Below are 17,373 nucleotides of genomic sequence, written 5' to 3'. Positions count from 1 at the left end.
GTTTTGGATGGCCTGGGCTTAAGGATAGTTGGGAATTCGGCAGGTAAAGGCGAGATACGTAATTAGTTGTGGCAGACCGTTCGTCTGCCACCGTGCTAACCCGCGGGAGCCGGGGCCTGCAACGTTACAAAAAAATTATTCAGTGGTGCCTTGCGCCGTTTCCGCAGGATACGTCGTACGCCACAATTCGAATCCTCCATCCATGCTGTAGACGTCGGAGAAGCCCTGGCTGATCAGGTAGGCGGCCGCGCCCTGGCTGGAATTGCCGTGATAGCAGACCACCACGGTCGGTGCATCGAGGTCGGCGCCCTGGATGAAGGCGTGCAGGGAATGGTTGTCCAGATGCTTCGAGCCTGCGATGTGCAGGGCGGCAAAAGTGGCCGGGTCGCGGACGTCGACCACCACTGCGCCTTGTTCGCGCAGGGCTTGGGCCTGTTCCGGGGGGATACGTTTGAATTCGCTCATGGCGGGCTCCTGTGGCTCGGCTGAATGGGCAGTCTAGCGCGGGGCGCTGGCTGGCGATGTTTGGGGAAGGGATGAGGCGACTGGCGGCACGGCATGGCCGTGTTCGTCGCATTTGCAGGACAGGCGCTCAAAGCTGTCGACGTTCATCAGGGTCAGGGCCCCGCCCCAGACGCAACCAGTGTCGAGGGCCGAGATACCCGGCTCGTGGCACTTGCCTTCCAGTGCTGCCCAGTGACCGAAGATGATTTTCAGATCCTTGGTCTTGCGTTCCTTGTGCTGGAACCAGGGCTTGTAGCCAGGTGGTGCGGTATCGAGGCCTTCCTTGCTCTTGAGGTCGAGCTTGCCTTCGGCGGTGCAGAAACGCATGCGCGTGAAATAGTTGGTGATCACCCGCAGGCGCGTCACGCCTTTGAGGTCGTTATCCCATTTCGCCGGATCGTTGCCGTACATGCCATCGAGGTAGGGTGGCAACAGGTTGTCGTCACGCAAGGCGGTCTCGACTTCGGCAGCGCACTTCAAGGCTTTGCGTAGCGACCACTGCGGTGGAATGCCGGCATGGACCAGTGCAACGTTGCGCTGTTCGTCGTAGTGCATGAGCTTTTGCTGGCGCAGCCATTCCAGCAGTTCGGCGCTATCCGGCGCCTCAATGATCTCGCGCAGGGTATCGGCCTTCTTCAGGCGTTCGATGTTGCGTCCGGCTGCCAGCAGGTGCAGGTCGTGGTTGCCGAGCACGCACACCAGCGCTTCGCGAATGCTGTAGAGGAAGCGCAGGGTTTCCAGAGACTGTGGGCCGCGGTTGACCAGGTCGCCCACCAGCCACAGACGATCCCGCTGTGGGTCGAACGCCACTTGTTTGAGCAGGCATTGCAGGGCTTGAAGACAGCCTTGCAGGTCACCGACAGCGTACGTTGCCATCAGTGCAGGGCTCCGGGCACCGCCAGGCGGAAGGGCGCGATGATGGCATCGAAATGTTTGCCGTCGTCGGACAGCATCTGATAGGTGCCTTGCATGGTGCCGACCTTGGTGGTCATGACCGTGCCGCTGCTGTAGGTGTGGCTCTTGCCGGGGTCGATCAACGGCTGCTGACCTACCACGCCTGCGCCGCGCACTTCTTCGACATGCCCGTCACCATCGGTGATGACCCAGTGCCGTGAAAGCAGTTTGGCGGGCATTTCGCCGTTGTTTTGCACGGTGATGGTGTAGGCGAAGGCAAAGCGGTCGTGCTCGGGTTGCGATTGTTCTGCCAGATAGCGGGTGACGACGCTGACGTCGACCTGATAACGAGGATCGGACATGCAAGGGGCCTTAAAAACGAAGCGGGACGCGGGGCGTAGCTGATGGAGTTCAGTCTAGGCCAAGTATCGGGTAGTAGACCAGAGTGGCGTCCTACCCGATAGCGCTCATCGCCTGTCAGTCAGCGGCAGGCTTTTGTGGCGCTTGCTCGCTGAGCTTGTCGGCCAGGCGCACGAAGGCAGCCAGGTCGAGTTGCTCGGGACGCAGGCTGCCATCGACGCCGGCGGCTTCGATTTCGGCATTGCTCAGCAGCAGCTTGAGGGTGTTGCGCAGGGTTTTGCGGCGCTGGTTGAAAGCTTCGCGCACGACACGCTCCAGCAAGCGGTGATCCTTGGCCGGGTGCGGCAGTACAGCGTGGGGCACCAGACGCACGATGGCCGAGTCGACTTTCGGCGGCGGGTTGAACGCGCCCGGGCCGACGTTGAACAGGTGCTCGACCCGGCAGTGGTACTGAACCATGATCGACAAACGACCCCAGTCACCACCACCAGGGCCGGCCGCCAGGCGTTCGACCACTTCCTTTTGCAGCATGAAGTGCATGTCGCGAATCAGGTGCGAGTTATGCAGGAGGTGAAAAATCAGCGGCGTCGAGATGTTGTACGGCAGGTTGCCGACCACACGCAGGCTGCCAGGCGCGGCATTCAGGCTGTTGAAGTCGAACTTCAGCGCATCGCCCTGATGCAGGTTGAAGTTGCTCTTGCCGGCAAACTGCTGGTTGAGGATCGGGATCAGGTCCTTGTCCAGTTCCACCACGTCGAGTTGCGCGCCGCTGCTGAGCAGGCCTTGGGTCAGTGCACCCTGGCCCGGGCCGATTTCCAGCAGGCGGTCTTCTGCCTTGGCATGAATGGAGCGCAGGATGCGGTCGATAACGCCGGCATCGTGCAGGAAGTTCTGGCCAAAGCGTTTGCGCGCCTTGTGTTGGTAGTGCTCGGTCATAAACGGGTCTCGGCCATCTGGTAGGCGGTTTCCAGGGCGACTTGCAGGCTGCCGGTGTCGATCTTGCCGCTGCCGGCCAGGTCCAGGGCGGTGCCGTGGTCGACCGAGGTGCGGATGATCGGCAAGCCGAGGGTCACGTTGACTGCCGCGCCGAAGCCTTTGTACTTCAGCACCGGCAGGCCCTGGTCGTGGTACATCGCCAGCACCGCATCGCAGTGCTCCAGATATTTGGGGGTAAACAGAGTGTCGGCGGGCAGGGGGCCACGAAGGTCCATGCCCTCGCCGCGCAAGCGCTCTAATGTGGGTTCGATGATATCGATTTCTTCATGGCCCAGGTGTCCGCCTTCGCCGGCATGGGGGTTGAGCCCGCAGACCAGGATGCGCGGTTGGGCGATGCCGAACTTGTCTTGCAGGTCGGCGTGCAGGATTCGCGTGACGCGTTCCAGACGCTCCGGCGTGATTGCGTCGGCAATCTCGCGAAGGGGCAGGTGAGTGGTCACCAGGGCTACGCGCAAACCGCGTGTGGCCAGCATCATCACCACTTGCGCGGTGTGGGTCAGGTCGGCGAGGAATTCCGTGTGCCCGGAAAAGGCGATGCCGGATTCGTTGATCACGCCTTTGTGCACCGGTGCGGTAATCATGCCGGCGAAATCTCCGCTCAGGCAGCCCTGGCCGGCGCGGGTCAGGGTTTCCAGAACGAAGGCAGCGTTGGCCTTGTCCAGTTGCCCGGCGACGACCTTGGCGTTGAGCGGTGTATCCCAGACATACAGGCTGTTGGCTGGCGCGGGTGCATCCGGCCAGTTGTCGGGCGTAACCGGCAGCAAGTCGACGGCCACACCCAGCTGCGCGGCCCGCTCAATGAGCAGATCGCGGCTGGTGATGGCAATCAGGGGGTGTGGCTGGGCTTGCGAGGCGAGCAGCAGGCACAGGTCTGGACCTATGCCGGCCGGTTCGCCGGGTGTCAGCGCGAAACGTTGGGGTTTCACTGCGCTGCCTGGTCGGCGCCAGGGAGTTTGATTTCCACGTACGCTTCGTCACGGATCTGACGCAGCCAGGTTTGCAGCTCTTCGTCGTATTTGCGGTTACGCAAAACGGTCATTGCTTGCTGCTCGCGAGCCTGTGTGGTGCTGTCGGTGGCGCGACGACCAAGAACTTCCAGGACGTGCCAGCCGTATTGAGTCTGGAACGGCTTGGACAGCTGACCTTGCGGGGTCTTGGCCATCACTTGGCGGAACTCGGGCACCAGCGCGTTCGGGTCGATCCAGTTCAGGTCGCCGCCGTTGAGGGCGGAACCCGGGTCTTCCGAGTAGCTTTTCGCCAGCTCGCCGAAGTCTTCGCCAGCCTCGATACGGCTGTAGAGCGACTCAGCCAGGGCCTTGGTTTTCGCTTCGTCGCGGATCGGGCTCGGTTTGACCAGGATGTGGCGCACATGCACTTCATCGCGCATCTGGGTCTCACCGCCACGCTTGTCGAGGATCTTCAGGATGATGAAGCCGCCCGGCGTGCGCATTGGCTGGGTGACATCACCCACCGGCATGGTGCTCAGCAGGCGATCGAACGGCGGAGGCAATTGAGCGGCTTTACGCCAGCCCATGTCACCACCTTCCAGTGCGGTTTCGCTGGCGGACTTGGCGATTGCCAACTGACCGAAGTCAGCGCCTTGCTTGAGCTGCTGGTAAATCGTATCGGCCTGTTTGGCTGCATTCTGAATCGCGTCGGAGTTGGCGCTTTCCGGCGTAGGAATCAGGATGTTGGCCAGGTGGAACTCTTCGGACAGCTGCATTTTGCCCAGGTCGGACGCCAGGAAGTTCTTCACTTCCTGCTCGGAGACCTGAATGCGTTCGGCAACCCGACGCTGGCGCACACGGCTGATGACCATTTCGCGACGAATCTGCTCGCGTGCGTCATCGTAGGACAGGCCGTCGCGAGTCAGTGCAGCACGGAACTGCTCGACCGACATGTTGTTGCGCTGGGCAATGGTGCCGACAGCCTGGTTCAACTCTTCGTCGGTAATGCGGATGCCGGAACGCTCGCCGATCTGCAATTGCAGGTTTTCGACGATCAGGCGCTCAAGTACCTGCTGCTCCAGGACGCTGGCCGGGGGCACGGCAGAACCACGCTTGGCAATGGTTTGCTGAACTTCATGAACACGTTGGTCCAGTTGGCTCTGCATGACCACGTCGTTGTCGACGATGGCCACCACTTTATCGATGGACTGTACGGCGGCACTGGCCGCCGTACTCAGGAACAGCGCGCCCAGCATCAGCGGGCGCAGACAATCAGAAAGCTTGGTCTTCACGTTCACGATAACCTTGAATGCCTTTGTCGAGGAAGCTCTCTGCCTTGGCGCCGGTGAGGCCGCCGAGTCCCTTCAGAACAATTTGGAGGAAGACGCCATGGTCGCCTTTTTCGTTTTGCGGTGCCTGCTGGCTGAACTCATCATAATCAACGAAGTAGCGGTTGATCAGGCGCAGTTTCCAGCAGCAACTGTCGTACTCGAAACCACCGAAGGCTTCCAGGGTACGGTTGCGGTTGTAGTCATACTGCCAACGGCTGATAGCGCTCCATTGCGGCACGATCGGCCAGATCACCGAGAAGTCGTGCTGCTGGATCTTGTAGTAATCCTTCACGAAGTCAGGCTGGCCAGGGGTACCGTAGTCACCGCCGAACTGCCATTTACCGGTGTTCTGGTTATAGATCACCTGGTCGTTACGATAGCGATAGCCGACGTTGACGACCTTGTTCGGGTTGTCTTCAGGCTGGTAGTGGAACATCGCGCTGCCCGAGCGAGGGCTGCGGCTGTCCGGGTCCCAGTTGTAGTCGGCCGTGGTACGCCAGTCGCGGTTCCAGCGATACTCGTATTCCAGTGCATATGGGGAAACGCTGGCTTTGGCGTCGGCACGATCGTTGAAGTTCACGCCAGGCAACTGAACCTCGCGGTCCTTGAAGTACAAGGCTTGGCCGATGCTGATGCGTTGACGCTCGAAACCGTCGTCTTCGATCCAGCGGTTGGTCACGCCCAGGGACAATTTGTTTTCATCGCCGACACGGTCGGAGCCGGAGAAGCGGTTGTCACGGAACAACGACGCATAGTTGAAGGTGTATTCGCTGGTGTCGAATACCGGGATGTCTTCCTGGTCAACCTCAGGCACGTACAGGTAGAACAGGCGCGGCTCGAGGGTCTGGCGGTAGTTCTTGCCGAACCATTGGGTATTTCGATCGAAGTACAGACCGCTGTCGATGCTGGCGATCGGCACCCCGCGGCTCTGGTTGCTGTCAAATTGACCATTGATATTTTCAGTCCCGGCTGCAGCTGCGGCTTGATTTTGAGCCGCGATTTGACTTTTGCCGGTACTGTCCAGGTCCAGTTGGTACTGGGTGTACTGGTACTTGAGCTTCGGTGTCAGGAAGCCGTACGTCGTGTTCATCGGCAGGCTGATGGCGGGCGCGAGATTCAGGCGGTCGCCATTGGCGCGAGCCAGGCCTTGAATGTTGTTATCAAGACGGGGAGAGCCGACGCCGTCTTCGTCAAAGTAGGTTCCGCTCTGCAGATCCCGGTCAAACCGTACGAGTTCGGTGTTGTACGTGAAGTCCAGGCCTTCCGGATGATAAGGCAGCATGCCGTCGAGGGTGAGCTGCGGCAGGCGGTCGTACGGCGTAATGTTCGACACGGTCGCCAGCTGGTATGCCTGGGCGTTCACGCGAGCGGTATAGCTGTCGCCGCGATAGGTGACGGAACCCTGCTGGTTCACGTAGTCGCTGCTTTTGATGCCAATCTGGTCGGTCTGCAGATCCTGGAAGTAATACGGATCGCTGATCTTGGTGTAGTCGACTTGCGTGAACACTCGCGAGTCTAGACCACCCTTGTGCTGCCAGTTGTACATGTAGCGGGTTTTTTCGGCGTCACTCTGCTTGTCGCGTTCGTCGCTTTCGTCGTTGAGGTACGCCGCACCGAACTGGCCTTCGCTGGACTTGGTCAGGTAGCGGAATTCGCCTTCCATCAACAAGCCGTGCTTTTCCATGTAGCGCGGGTACAACGTGGCATCGTAGTTCGGTGCCAGGTTGAAGTAGTACGGGGTGACCAGCATGAAGCCGGTATCGCTGCCGGTGCCGATGGTTGGCGGCAGGAAGCCGGACTGGCGACGGTCGTCGATCGGGAAATAGATGTACGGTGTGTACAGGACCGGAATGTCCTTGACCCGCAGCGTTACGTTGGTCGCCGTACCGAAACCGGTGGCCGGGTTCAGGGTGATGTTGTTGCCCTTGAGCTGCCAGGCGTTGCTGTTCGGTTCGCACGTGGTGTACGTGCCATCCTTGAGGCGGATGATCGCGTTCTCGGCACGTTTGGCGTACAGCGCATTACCGCGGATGCGGGATTTGTGCATTACGTATTCGGCGTTGTCGACCTTGGCTTCACCGGTGTCGAGCTGCACGTCGGCGTGGTCGCCGACAATCAGTGCGCCGTTGTCGCGAATGCGCACGTTGCCGTTCAGATCACCACGGCTCTCGGCCTGGTACAGGTTGGCTTCGTCGGCTTCGACCTGCATGCTGCCCTGACGCATGACAACGTCGCCAGCCAGGGTCGCGACCTGCTCATCCTGCTTATAGCGGGAGGCTTTTGCGCCGATAAAGGTGGGTGCGTCACTTTTATTCGTCTTGTCAGTCATGCCAGGACGAATCGGTTCGATATAGGAACCAGAGCAATAAGGACCGGTTTCGGCCAATTGTGCGGCGGTGAGCTGCTCGCGGGGAACCCAGTCGAGGTGGCTGTAGTCTGCGCTACGCGACTTCAGGCCACGGCCTTTGGATTCGGTGACCAGTACCGGCTTGGCGCCAGTGTCTTCGCTGGAACCGTTCTCGGCCGGGGCTTCGCCGGTAGCGGAAACTGCGCTGCCATCATGAACGGGACGCGGTGGCAATGCAGCCGCCGGCGACTTTGGTGCACAGTCCCAGGAACCCGAAGCAGAGACTGAGCAGTCAAACTGTTCCGCGGCGACCACATAGGAAGTGGCGAGGGGTTGCAGCGCCAGCAAACTGCCGGTAACCAACAACGGAAATTTTTTACCAAACGCGGGGGATTTCAATGCCATCTTATTAGTCCGGGCTTCCTGCGTGCCATCTGCCCGCGGTGTGGGCCGCACGCCTCTCGATGGTCTGAAAAAGATGCTGGATAATAAAGCATGACCCGCTTGACGGCTAGCGCCGTCGGAGACCCTTGCAATGCCTGATCAAGATGTACGCTTGCAACACCTGAAAGTTTGGCTCAATGAACAATTGGCGACCCTTTTTGCCGAGCAGGGCTGGGGCGACGTCCCCCCGGCCACGTTGACTGCGGCCAGCAGTGACGCGAGTTTTCGGCGGTATTTCCGTTGGGAAGGCGGTGGCAAAAGTTTCATCGTGATGGACGCGCCGCCGCCCCAGGAAAACTGCAAACCCTTCGTGGATATCGCCTTTTTGCTGGCAAAGTCCGGAATAAATGTGCCAAAAATTTATGCCGAAGACCTCGAACGCGGTTTTCTATTGCTCAATGACCTGGGTAACAAGACCTATCTGGACGTCATCGACAGCGAAAACGCCGACGATTTGTTCAAGGATGCCCTGCAAGCGTTGCTGGCTTTCCAGCAGTTGCCGATGGTTGCGCCTTTGCCGAGCTATGACGTGGCCTTGCTGCGTCGCGAGCTGGAGCTGTTCCCCGAGTGGTACGTGAAGCGCGAATTGGGCATCGAATTCGACGCGGCGCAGCAAGTGCTCTGGCAGCAGGTCAGCGAACTGTTGATCGACAGCGCCCTGGCACAGCCAAAAGTCCTGGTGCATCGCGACTACATGCCGCGCAACCTGATGCTCAGCGAGCCCAATCCCGGTGTGCTGGATTTCCAGGATGCGGTGTATGGCCCGGTGACCTACGACGTGACCTGCCTGTTCAAGGACGCATTTCTCAGCTGGCCGCAAGAACGCGTGCACGGCTGGCTCGAAAGCTACTGGCAGCAAGCGGGTGCCCTCGGGATTCCGGTTCAGCCCGACTTCGAGGACTTCCTGCGTGCCAGTGACTTGATGGGCGTGCAACGTCACCTGAAAGTCATCGGTATTTTCGCGCGCATCTGCCATCGCGACGGCAAGCCGCGTTACCTGGGCGATGTGCCGCGTTTCTTTGCGTACATAGAAGGCGTGATCGCTCGCCGCCCTGAACTGGCCGAGCTGGATGTGTTGCTGGCCAGTCTGCGTGTCGGAGTGAGCGCATGAAGGCAATGATTCTGGCCGCGGGTAAAGGCGAGCGCATGCGCCCGCTGACCCTGACCACGCCAAAACCGCTGGTTCGTGCAGGCGGAGTGCCATTGATCGAGTATCACCTGCTAGCGCTGGCCGCCGCCGGGTTCACTGACATCGTGATCAATCACGCCTGGCTTGGTCAGCAGATCGAAGACTATCTGGGCGATGGATCGCGCTATGGCGTGAGCATTCAATACTCGGCGGAAGGCCAGCCCCTGGAAACCGGCGGTGGGATTTTCCACGCGTTGCCGTTGTTAGGGGATGAAGCGTTTGTCGTGGTCAATGGCGACATCTGGACCGATTACGACTTCAGCGTGCTGCATCAGCCCATCAACGGCCTGGCGCACCTGGTGCTGGCCGGCAACCCGCCCCATCATCCGGCCGGGGACTTCAGCCTGGTCGGAACGCAGGTGCGCGACGGTCAGCCGGAGGCCGCCACTCTGACCTACAGCGGCATCGCCGTGTTGCATCCGCAGCTGTTCGACGGTTGCACCGCGGGGGCCTTCAAGCTCGCGCCGCTGTTGCGCAAAGCCATGGCTGACGGTCAGGTGACCGGAGAGCAATTGAGGGGGCACTGGGTCGATGTCGGCACTCACGAGCGTCTGGCCGAAGTTGAAACATTGATAGAAGCGAGCCGCTGACATGCTGTGGCCAGGGACTCTGATCGGAGCCGGAGCAGGCTTTGCCATAGCCAGTATTCCGGGGGCCATGCTCGGCGCGTTGTTGGGGCAGGCGCTGGACCGGCGCTTGCACCTGCAAAGCTGGGGGCACTTGTGGGAAAAGCTGGGCGGTCGCCCGGTGCTGCGTAACGATGAGTTGCTGTTTGTCTTGTTGGGGCGCCTGGCCAAGTGTGACGGCCAAGTGATGGCCGGGCACATCGAACAGGCCCGAGCGGAAATGCGCTCGCTGGACATGTCCGAGCCGGCCCGGCGTCGTGCGATTGCCGCGTTCAATCGCGGCAAGTCGGGCCGCGACCGGTTACACGGTTATCTGCGTCGCCTGAGTGCCCAGCCCCATGCGGCAGAAGGCGTGTTGCGCGCCTGCTGGCGAATGGTGTGGGCCGATGGTCGTGCCGGCAGCAGTGAACGTCAATTGATTGGCCAATGGGGCAAGTGGCTGGGCTGGACGCCCCATCAGGTACAAGCGTTGGCCCACGACTATGAGCCGCAGAAGCGGCCATTGGGCAGCAGCGTGCCAAATTATCAGGACGCGTTAAGGCTTTTGGGCGTGTCGGCCACCACTGAGCCGGCACAGATCAAGCGTGCTTATCGGCGCCTGCTCAGTCGTCATCACCCGGACAAGATTGCCGGCAGTGGCGCGACGGCGATGCAGGTGCGTGAGGCTACCGAGCGAACGCGTGAACTGCATAACGCCTATACGCTGATTCGGGAGCGGCGGGATTTTCGCTAGCCCGGAAAACTTACGTCGCCAGTAATACCGCTATCGCGAGCAAGCTCGCTCCCACAGGTTTTGTGTCGTACGCAATTTTGTGATCGGCATAAAACCTGTGGGAGCGTGGCTTGCCCGCGATGAAGGCGCCTCGGTCTGTCAGCCCGCCGGGTTCTGCGGGCTCAACCAGCCCCGCACCCGACGGAACAGTTGCTCCTGTTCGGCCTTGGTATCCGGCAACGCCTTGAGTGCAACCTGGCTGAATGCCGATGACTTCTGGCGTTTGCTGGCCTGCAGTCGCTCCAGTGCTGTGTCGCGATCCAGCGCTTTGTCCTTGTAGAAAATATCCGCGGTTGGCAGTTTCAGGGTCGGGGTCAGCTCTGCCAGCCCGGGCGTGGCCACCACAGGTGTCCGGGCGGCAACCATCACCAGTTTTTCGACCTGCGATGGCTGCTTCTCGCTCAGGTAGCGCGCGGCCCAATAGGCGCCGGAACCATGCCCCAACACCACGATACTGCGGGCGCTTTGCTGTTCGGCGAAGGCGACCGCGGCGTCGATCCGGGCGAAGATGCGCTCGGCATCTGCCTTGGACTGTTCTTCGCTGGTTCCGGCGACGGCCTTGTCGGCCACATCGGCCTCGCCACCGGCCACCTGTTCGATGGGGGCGGCGGTGGTCGAGTCTTTACTGACGGTTTCGGGGGGCTTGGGAGCCTGTGCTGCTTCGACGATTCGTGGCGCAATGGCATCGCTTTGCAGGTCCGGCAAGGTGATACTCAGGCTGCTCCACTCGGCATCCGGCAATTTGCGCCGCAAAGGGCCGACCGCTTGCGGCCAGTCAACGGTTTCACCGGCGCCCGGGATGATAATCACCGCGCCTTTGGGTTCGGCGGTATTGGCCGGTTTCCACAAGGCCAGAAACGTGTCGGTGCCTGCTTGCAGTTGTTGCTGTTCCTGAGCCGGGATTTTTCGCTCAAGTGCAGTCGCTTCTTCCTGACTACGCTCAGGCAGCGGCTGACGTTCGAGTGGTTTCTCTTCGGCGGTTTTTTCCTCCGCGGCGGGCGCCGGGTCGGCCGCCTTGACGGAAAAAGCGCAAGGCAGGATCAGCGACAGGCACAACGCTGGCAGTGCCAGGCGGTAGACAGGGGGCATCGGATATTCCAGGCCAGAAGATGTTCCGGCAGCCTAATGGGTTGGTCAGTATTTGTCAGTGTGTGAGAGTTCAATGATGCGTTTTCGCTGCCTGTGGGTTATCGGCTGTTTGTGGTTTCCCTTGATGGGCTGGGCGGCCGTCGCGCCTCCGGCGCCCGTTGCCCAACTGTCCCCGAAACAGCAGCACTGGCTGGCGCAGCAGAGCGAGTTGCGGGTCGGCGTGGTGCTGCAGGCGCCCTATGCGCAATACGATCGTCGCTTGCAGCGCCTGTCCGGGGTGAACGTCGAGTTGATGAAGTGGCTGGCGAAAAACCTCAATGTCGAACTGAGCTGGCGCAATTTTTCTGACCTTGAACAATTGGAAGCCGCGGCCCGCGAGGGCGAGATCGACATCGCCCCGGGGCTGACCCAGACACCTGGCGGGCTGCGCCTCTGGCAGTTTTCAGACCCCTACATGCGGGTGCCGCAACTGGTGGTCAGCGACCAGAAAAGCGCTGGCGCTGTCGAGCTGGAAAAGCTCGACAGCCAGACCCGCGTCGCCGTGCGGATGCCCAGTGCCATTGCCGATTACCTGCGCGGCAACTACCCGCACCTGAATCTGCAAGGCGTACCGATGGAACGCCAGGCATTGCAATTATTGGTTGGCCAGCAGGCGGCTTATGCGGTGATCGATGAGGCGCAGCTGGGACGCTTGTCGGTCGAGCCGGAGTTCGCCGGGTTGGTGGTGGTGGGGGATGTCGGCCTGCCACAGTTGCTGCGGGTGGCCACGCTCCGCGACAAACCTGAACTGGCGGGCATCGTCGAAAGTGCATTGCGGGCGATCCCGGCCAAGGATCTGGAGCAACTGCACAATCAATGGCTGCAGCCCAAGTATCCGCGGCTCACCGAGTCTCCGGGGTTTTGGCAAAACCTCTGCCTGTTGCTGGCAGTGCTGACGTTGAGTTGCATGGCCATCGTGTTCTGGCAGCGTCGCCAGCAGCACAACCTGGAACAGCGTCTGCTGGCCGCGCAGGAAGACATCGCCTTGCGCGCCGCCAGCGAAGAGGCCTTGCGGCTCACCCAGTTTTCCATTGACCAGAGCACCGTCGGCATCCTCTGGGTCAACTGGGACAGCCATGTGCGCTACGCCAACCGCGCGGCGGAAAGCATGCTGGGCTATCCGGCCGGCGGGATCATCGATCGGCCCCTGATCGATTTCGAGCCTGGCCTGCACATGGACCGTTGGCTGAACCTGTGGAAGCGCGCCCGGGCCAGTGAAGATGGCCCGCAAAGCTTCGAATCCAATTGCGTGCGGGCCGATGGCAGCATCCTGCCGGCCGATGTCTCATTGAGTTTTCTGCGCTTTCGCGATGGCGAATACCTGGTGGTTTACCTCAACGATGTCACGGAGCGGCGTCGTGCCCTGGCGGCCTTGCAGGAAAGCGAGGCGCGGTTGCAAGGTATCGCCGCCAACGTTCCGGGACTGGTTTTCCGGCTGGAGCGGGCGCCGGTGACCGGTCAGATTGACTTTGCCTACATCAGCGAAGGCAGCGAAAGCCTGGTGGGTTACTCGCCGGCCACGCTGGCGCATCGCGATAAAGGCCTGCGCAGCCTCGTGCATCCGGATGACAAGGCCAGCTATCACCAGACCCAGGATCATGCGCTGGATACCGACAGCGACTGGTCGTGGCAGGGGCGAATCCTCACGCGTCAGGGCGAGCAGCGCTGGGCGGAAATCAAGGCCATCACCCGCCGGCTGGAAGACGGCGCCTATGTCTGGGACGGGATCGTCTGGGACATCAGCGAGAGCAAGCGCATCGAACTTGAACTGGCCAGCTCCCGGGAACAACTGCGTGAGTTGTCTGCGCACCTGGAAAGCGTGCGCGAGGAAGAAAAAGCGCGCATTGCCCGGGAAGTTCACGATGAACTGGGTCAGATGCTGACCGTGCTCAAGCTAGAAACCTCCATGTGCGAACTGGCTTACGCGCAACTTGATCCCGGTCTGAACGAGCGCTTGAATAGCATGAAGCGCTTGATCGCTCAGTTGTTTCAGTTGGTCCGCGATGTGGCCACGGCATTGCGACCGCCGATTCTCGACGCTGGCATCGCCTCGGCCATTGAGTGGCAGGCCCGCCGATTCGAGGCGCGCACGCAGATCCCGTGTCTGGTGCAGGTGCCGGACAATTTGCCAGCGCTCAGCGATGCGAAGGCAATCGGCCTGTTTCGAATCCTTCAGGAAGCGCTGACCAATGTCATGCGGCACGCCCAGGCGCATACTGTTGAACTGACACTGGCCCTTGAGGGCGACGAATTGTGTCTGACGGTCAGCGATGATGGCGTAGGATTTGTCGCCGCAGCTGGCAGGCCGACATCCTTTGGGGTGGTCGGCATGCGCGAGCGGGTGTTGATCATGGGCGGTGAGTTGTCGCTTGAGAGTGAGCCGGGTGAGGGCACGACGTTAGAAGTGCGAGTGCCTCTGGAGAAAGCCTGAAGAATTTGTGGTGTCTGTGCTGACGCTTTCGCGAGCAGGCTCGCTCCCACAATGGCTTTGAGTCGTTCAAAAATCCCCTGTGGGAGCGAGCCTGCTCGCGATAGATCTTGAACCTGGAGAAGAACGTGATCCGTGTACTGGTAGCCGAAGACCACACCATCGTTCGCGAAGGCATCAAGCAGTTGATCGGCCTGGCCAAGGACTTGCTGGTGGTGGGGGAGGCGAGCAATGGCGAGCAGTTGCTCGACACCTTGCGTCATGTGCCCTGCGAAGTGGTGTTGCTGGACATCTCCATGCCGGGCGTCAACGGCCTGGAAGCGATTCCGCGGATTCGCGCCCTGAACAATCCACCGGCGATCCTGGTGCTGTCGATGCACGACGAAGCGCAGATGGCCGCCCGGGCGTTGAAGGTGGGCGCTGCCGGTTATGCGACCAAGGACAGCGACCCGGCACTGTTGCTGACGGCCATTCGCAAAGTGGCGTCAGGCGGGCGTTATATCGACCCGGAACTGGCCGACCGCATGGTTTTCGAGGTCGGTCTTACCGACTCGCGTCCATTGCACTCGTTACTCTCCGAGCGCGAATTTTCCGTGTTCGAACGCCTGGCCCAGGGCGCCAACGTCAACGACATCGCCCAGCAATTGGCGCTGAGCAGCAAGACCATCAGCACCCACAAGGCGCGGTTGATGCAGAAGCTCAACATCACCTCGCTGGCGGAACTGGTGAAGTACGCGATGGAGCACAAGCTGCTCTAAACCACACCGATACTCAATGTGGGAGCGGGCTTGCTCGCTCCCACAGGTCCGGTGGTGGCATATCCATTTACGACAGCTCCAGATACCGCATCGGCTTGCTTTTGTGGCTTGTAGCTGACCCCTTGCCACTGCATTTGCCAAAACACGCCATCTTTGTAGGGCAATCCCTACCCCTAGTCTTCCATCCGGCTTAGGGGAATCTCTCTTGCGCCCCGATTTGCGCGGTACCCAGCGTCCACTAGGCTTAGTCCCACAGCAGTCATCAATAACAAAGGTGTGGGTATGAGCCAGGTCGATTCAAGCGCAGGGGCCAATGATGTTCTGGTCAGCTTTCGTGGAGTGCAGAAGAGCTACGACGGCGAGAACCTGATCGTCAAGGACCTCAACCTGGACATTCGCAAAGGCGAATTCCTCACGTTGCTCGGGCCGTCCGGCTCCGGCAAGACCACCAGCCTGATGATGCTCGCCGGTTTCGAAACGCCGACCGCGGGCGAAATCCTGTTGGCCGGGCGCGCCATCAACAACGTGCCGCCGCACAAGCGCGACATCGGCATGGTGTTCCAGAACTACGCATTGTTCCCGCACATGACGGTGGCCGAGAACCTGGCTTTCCCGCTGACCGTACGCGGCATGAACAAGAGCGACGTCAGTGCCCGGGTCAAGCGCGTGCTGAGCATGGTCCAGCTCGATGCCTTCGCCCAGCGCTACCCGGCGCAGCTCTCCGGTGGTCAGCAACAGCGTGTGGCCTTGGCCCGCGCGCTGGTGTTCGAACCGCAACTGGTGCTGATGGACGAACCCCTCGGCGCACTCGACAAACAACTGCGTGAACACATGCAGATGGAGATCAAGCACCTGCACCAGCGCCTGGGCGTCACTGTTGTCTACGTGACCCACGATCAGGGCGAAGCCTTGACCATGTCCGACCGTGTGGCGGTGTTCCACCAGGGCGAAATCCAGCAGATCGCGCCACCGCGCACCCTCTACGAAGAGCCGAAGAACACCTTCGTCGCCAACTTCATTGGCGAGAACAACCGCCTCAATGGCCGACTGGTCAGCCAGAGCGGCGAGCGCTGCGTGGTCGAGCTTGGTCGCGGGGAAAAAGTCGAAGCGCTGGCGGTCAACATCGGCCAGACCGGCGAGCCGGTGACCCTGTCCATTCGTCCGGAGCGAGTGAGCCTCAACGGCTCCAGCGACCAATGCGTCAACCGCTTCTCCGGGCGAGTCGAGGAATTCATCTATCTGGGCGACCACGTCCGGGTTCGCATGGAAGTCTGCGGCAAGACCGACTTCTTCGTGAAACAGCCGATTGCCGAGCTTGATCCCTCGCTCGCCGTCGGCGACGTGGTACCGCTTGGCTGGCAGGTCGAGCACGTTCGCGCACTCGACCCACTTTTAGAGGCGCATTGATCGCCCCGGCAACACCAACACCAACCCTGCACGTGGAGAGAACAATAAATGTTGAGATCCCTGAAATTCACCGCTTTGGCACTGGGCATGATGGGCGCGGCACACACAATGGCGGCCGGCCCGGACCTGACCGTGGTGTCCTTTGGTGGGGCGAACAAGGCGGCTCAGGTCAAAGCCTTCTACGCACCGTGGGAAGCGGCAGGCAACGGCAAGATCGTGGCCGGCGAGTACAACGGTGAAATGGCCAAGGTCAAGGCCATGGTCGACACCAAGAGCGTGTCCTGGGATCTGGTAGAGGTTGAATCGCCGGAACTGTCCCGTGGTTGCGACGAAGACATGTTCGAACAGCTTGATCCGAAGTTGTTCGGTAAGACCGAAGACTACGTCAAGGGCGCCATCCAGCCTTGCGGCGTGGGTTTCTTCGTGTGGTCGACCGTGCTGGCCTACAACGCCGACAAGCTGAAAACCGCACCGACCAGCTGGGTGGATTTCTGGGACACCAAGCAGTTCCCGGGCAAGCGTGGCCTGCGTAAAGGCGCCAAGTACACCCTGGAATTCGCACTGATGGCCGACGGCGTTGCGCCGAAAGACGTCTACAAAGTGCTGGCCGGCAAAGACGGTCAGGACCGCGCGTTCAAGAAGCTCGATGAGCTCAAGCCAAACATCCAGTGGTGGGAAGCCGGCGCACAACCGCCGCAATACCTCGCTTCCGGCGACGTGGTCATGAGCTCGGCCTACAACGGTCGTATCGCTGCCGTGCAGAAAGAAAGCAACCTGAAAGTCGTGTGGAACGGCGGTATCTACGACTTCGACGCATGGGCCATTCCAAAAGGTCTGGATGCCAAGCGCGCTGAAGCCGCGAAGAAGTTCATCGCCTACTCGGTGATGCCACAGCAGCAGAAGACCTACTCGGAAAACATCGCCTACGGCCCGGCAAACACCCAGGCCGTACCCCTGCTGACCAAGGATGTCCTGAAAGACATGCCGACTACCCCGGAAAACATCGCCAACCAGGTGCAGATCGACGTCAGCTTCTGGGCTGACAACGGCGAGCAACTGGAACAGCGCTTCAACGCCTGGGCTGCCAAGTAAGACCGCACCGCGGGCTTACGCTGTAGGAGCGAGCTTGCTCGCGAAAGCGGTGGGTCAATCAACATAGATGTTGAATGTGATGGCCTCATCGCGAGCAAGCTCGCTCCCACAGGTTGCGGTGTTTCAACACAACAGGGGTGGTTCGCCACC

15 protein-coding genes are annotated in these 17,373 nt (G+C 60.7%); 7 read left to right on the top strand and 8 right to left on the bottom strand.

The window, feature by feature from the left end:
* Window positions 1–135: 135 nt before the first annotated feature.
* The 7 genes from glpE to AC3ITY_RS29875 all read right to left on the bottom strand — a co-directional run bounded on the left by glpE (window position 136) and on the right by AC3ITY_RS29875 (window position 7,784).
* The gene (glpE, locus tag AC3ITY_RS29905; protein ID WP_008051614.1) at window positions 136–465 is read right to left on the bottom strand and encodes a thiosulfate sulfurtransferase GlpE; all 330 of its coding nucleotides are present in this window, start codon (window positions 463–465) and stop codon (window positions 136–138) included.
* A 33-nt stretch (window positions 466–498) separates the two neighbouring features.
* Window positions 499–1,380 (bottom strand): symmetrical bis(5'-nucleosyl)-tetraphosphatase, encoded by an 882-nt coding sequence (locus AC3ITY_RS29900; RefSeq protein ID WP_489306471.1) that lies wholly within the window; start codon window positions 1,378–1,380, stop codon window positions 499–501.
* Window positions 1,380–1,760 (bottom strand): Co2+/Mg2+ efflux protein ApaG, encoded by a 381-nt coding sequence (gene apaG / locus AC3ITY_RS29895; protein ID WP_007980214.1) that lies wholly within the window; start codon window positions 1,758–1,760, stop codon window positions 1,380–1,382. Before apaG ends, AC3ITY_RS29900 begins: the two co-directional genes overlap by 1 nt.
* Window positions 1,761–1,875: 115 nt before the next feature.
* The gene (gene rsmA, locus AC3ITY_RS29890) at window positions 1,876–2,694 is read right to left on the bottom strand and encodes a 16S rRNA (adenine(1518)-N(6)/adenine(1519)-N(6))-dimethyltransferase RsmA (RefSeq protein WP_489306469.1); all 819 of its coding nucleotides are present in this window, start codon (window positions 2,692–2,694) and stop codon (window positions 1,876–1,878) included.
* A complete protein-coding gene (gene pdxA, locus AC3ITY_RS29885) occupies window positions 2,691–3,680 on the bottom strand; it encodes a 4-hydroxythreonine-4-phosphate dehydrogenase PdxA (RefSeq protein WP_223460304.1) in 990 nt (329 codons plus the stop codon). Before pdxA ends, rsmA begins: the two co-directional genes overlap by 4 nt.
* Window positions 3,677–4,993: a peptidylprolyl isomerase SurA gene (gene surA, locus AC3ITY_RS29880; RefSeq protein ID WP_223460303.1), complete on the bottom strand. Its 1,317-nt coding sequence runs from the start codon at window positions 4,991–4,993 to the stop codon at window positions 3,677–3,679. Before surA ends, pdxA begins: the two co-directional genes overlap by 4 nt.
* Entirely contained in the window at window positions 4,974–7,784 is a 2,811-nt protein-coding gene (locus AC3ITY_RS29875) for an LPS-assembly protein LptD (protein WP_489306467.1), read from the bottom strand. Before AC3ITY_RS29875 ends, surA begins: the two co-directional genes overlap by 20 nt.
* A 130-nt stretch (window positions 7,785–7,914) precedes the next feature.
* Between AC3ITY_RS29875 and AC3ITY_RS29870 the strand changes: the two genes are divergently transcribed.
* The 3 genes from AC3ITY_RS29870 to AC3ITY_RS29860 are packed head-to-tail and all read left to right on the top strand — an operon-like array spanning window position 7,915 to window position 10,371.
* Window positions 7,915–8,934, top strand: a complete 1,020-nt coding sequence (locus AC3ITY_RS29870) for an aminoglycoside phosphotransferase family protein (protein WP_489306466.1) — start codon at window positions 7,915–7,917, stop codon at window positions 8,932–8,934.
* Complete coding sequence (gene murU / locus AC3ITY_RS29865; protein ID WP_489306464.1) at window positions 8,931–9,602, top strand: N-acetylmuramate alpha-1-phosphate uridylyltransferase MurU; 672 nt, start codon at window positions 8,931–8,933, stop codon at window positions 9,600–9,602. The genes AC3ITY_RS29870 and murU overlap by 4 nt, the downstream gene beginning before the upstream one ends.
* Window position 9,603: 1 nt before the next feature.
* On the top strand, window positions 9,604–10,371 hold the full coding sequence (locus AC3ITY_RS29860; protein WP_489306463.1) for a TerB family tellurite resistance protein: 768 nt from the start codon (window positions 9,604–9,606) through the stop codon (window positions 10,369–10,371).
* Between the two features lie 138 nt (window positions 10,372–10,509).
* Here AC3ITY_RS29860 and AC3ITY_RS29855 read toward each other — a convergent pair whose 3' ends face one another.
* Window positions 10,510–11,499: an alpha/beta hydrolase family protein gene (locus AC3ITY_RS29855; protein ID WP_489306462.1), complete on the bottom strand. Its 990-nt coding sequence runs from the start codon at window positions 11,497–11,499 to the stop codon at window positions 10,510–10,512.
* Between the two features lie 73 nt (window positions 11,500–11,572).
* Here AC3ITY_RS29855 and AC3ITY_RS29850 point away from each other — a divergent pair, with 73 nt between their 5' ends.
* From AC3ITY_RS29850 to AC3ITY_RS29835, 4 genes are all read left to right on the top strand, one after another.
* Window positions 11,573–13,969, top strand: a complete 2,397-nt coding sequence (locus AC3ITY_RS29850; RefSeq protein ID WP_489306460.1) for a PAS domain-containing sensor histidine kinase — start codon at window positions 11,573–11,575, stop codon at window positions 13,967–13,969.
* A 125-nt stretch (window positions 13,970–14,094) separates the two neighbouring features.
* Entirely contained in the window at window positions 14,095–14,724 is a 630-nt protein-coding gene (locus tag AC3ITY_RS29845; RefSeq protein ID WP_008051638.1) for a response regulator, read from the top strand.
* 282 nt (window positions 14,725–15,006) lie between these two features.
* Complete coding sequence (locus AC3ITY_RS29840) at window positions 15,007–16,131, top strand: ABC transporter ATP-binding protein (RefSeq protein ID WP_223460289.1); 1,125 nt, start codon at window positions 15,007–15,009, stop codon at window positions 16,129–16,131.
* A gap of 48 nt (window positions 16,132–16,179) precedes the next feature.
* Complete coding sequence (locus AC3ITY_RS29835; protein WP_489306458.1) at window positions 16,180–17,223, top strand: ABC transporter substrate-binding protein; 1,044 nt, start codon at window positions 16,180–16,182, stop codon at window positions 17,221–17,223.
* Window positions 17,224–17,373: the final 150 nt, after the last annotated feature.

It is taken from the genome of Pseudomonas sp. GL_091 (assembly GCF_057837725.1).
This window is presented reverse-complemented; position numbering and strand designations above follow the sequence as displayed.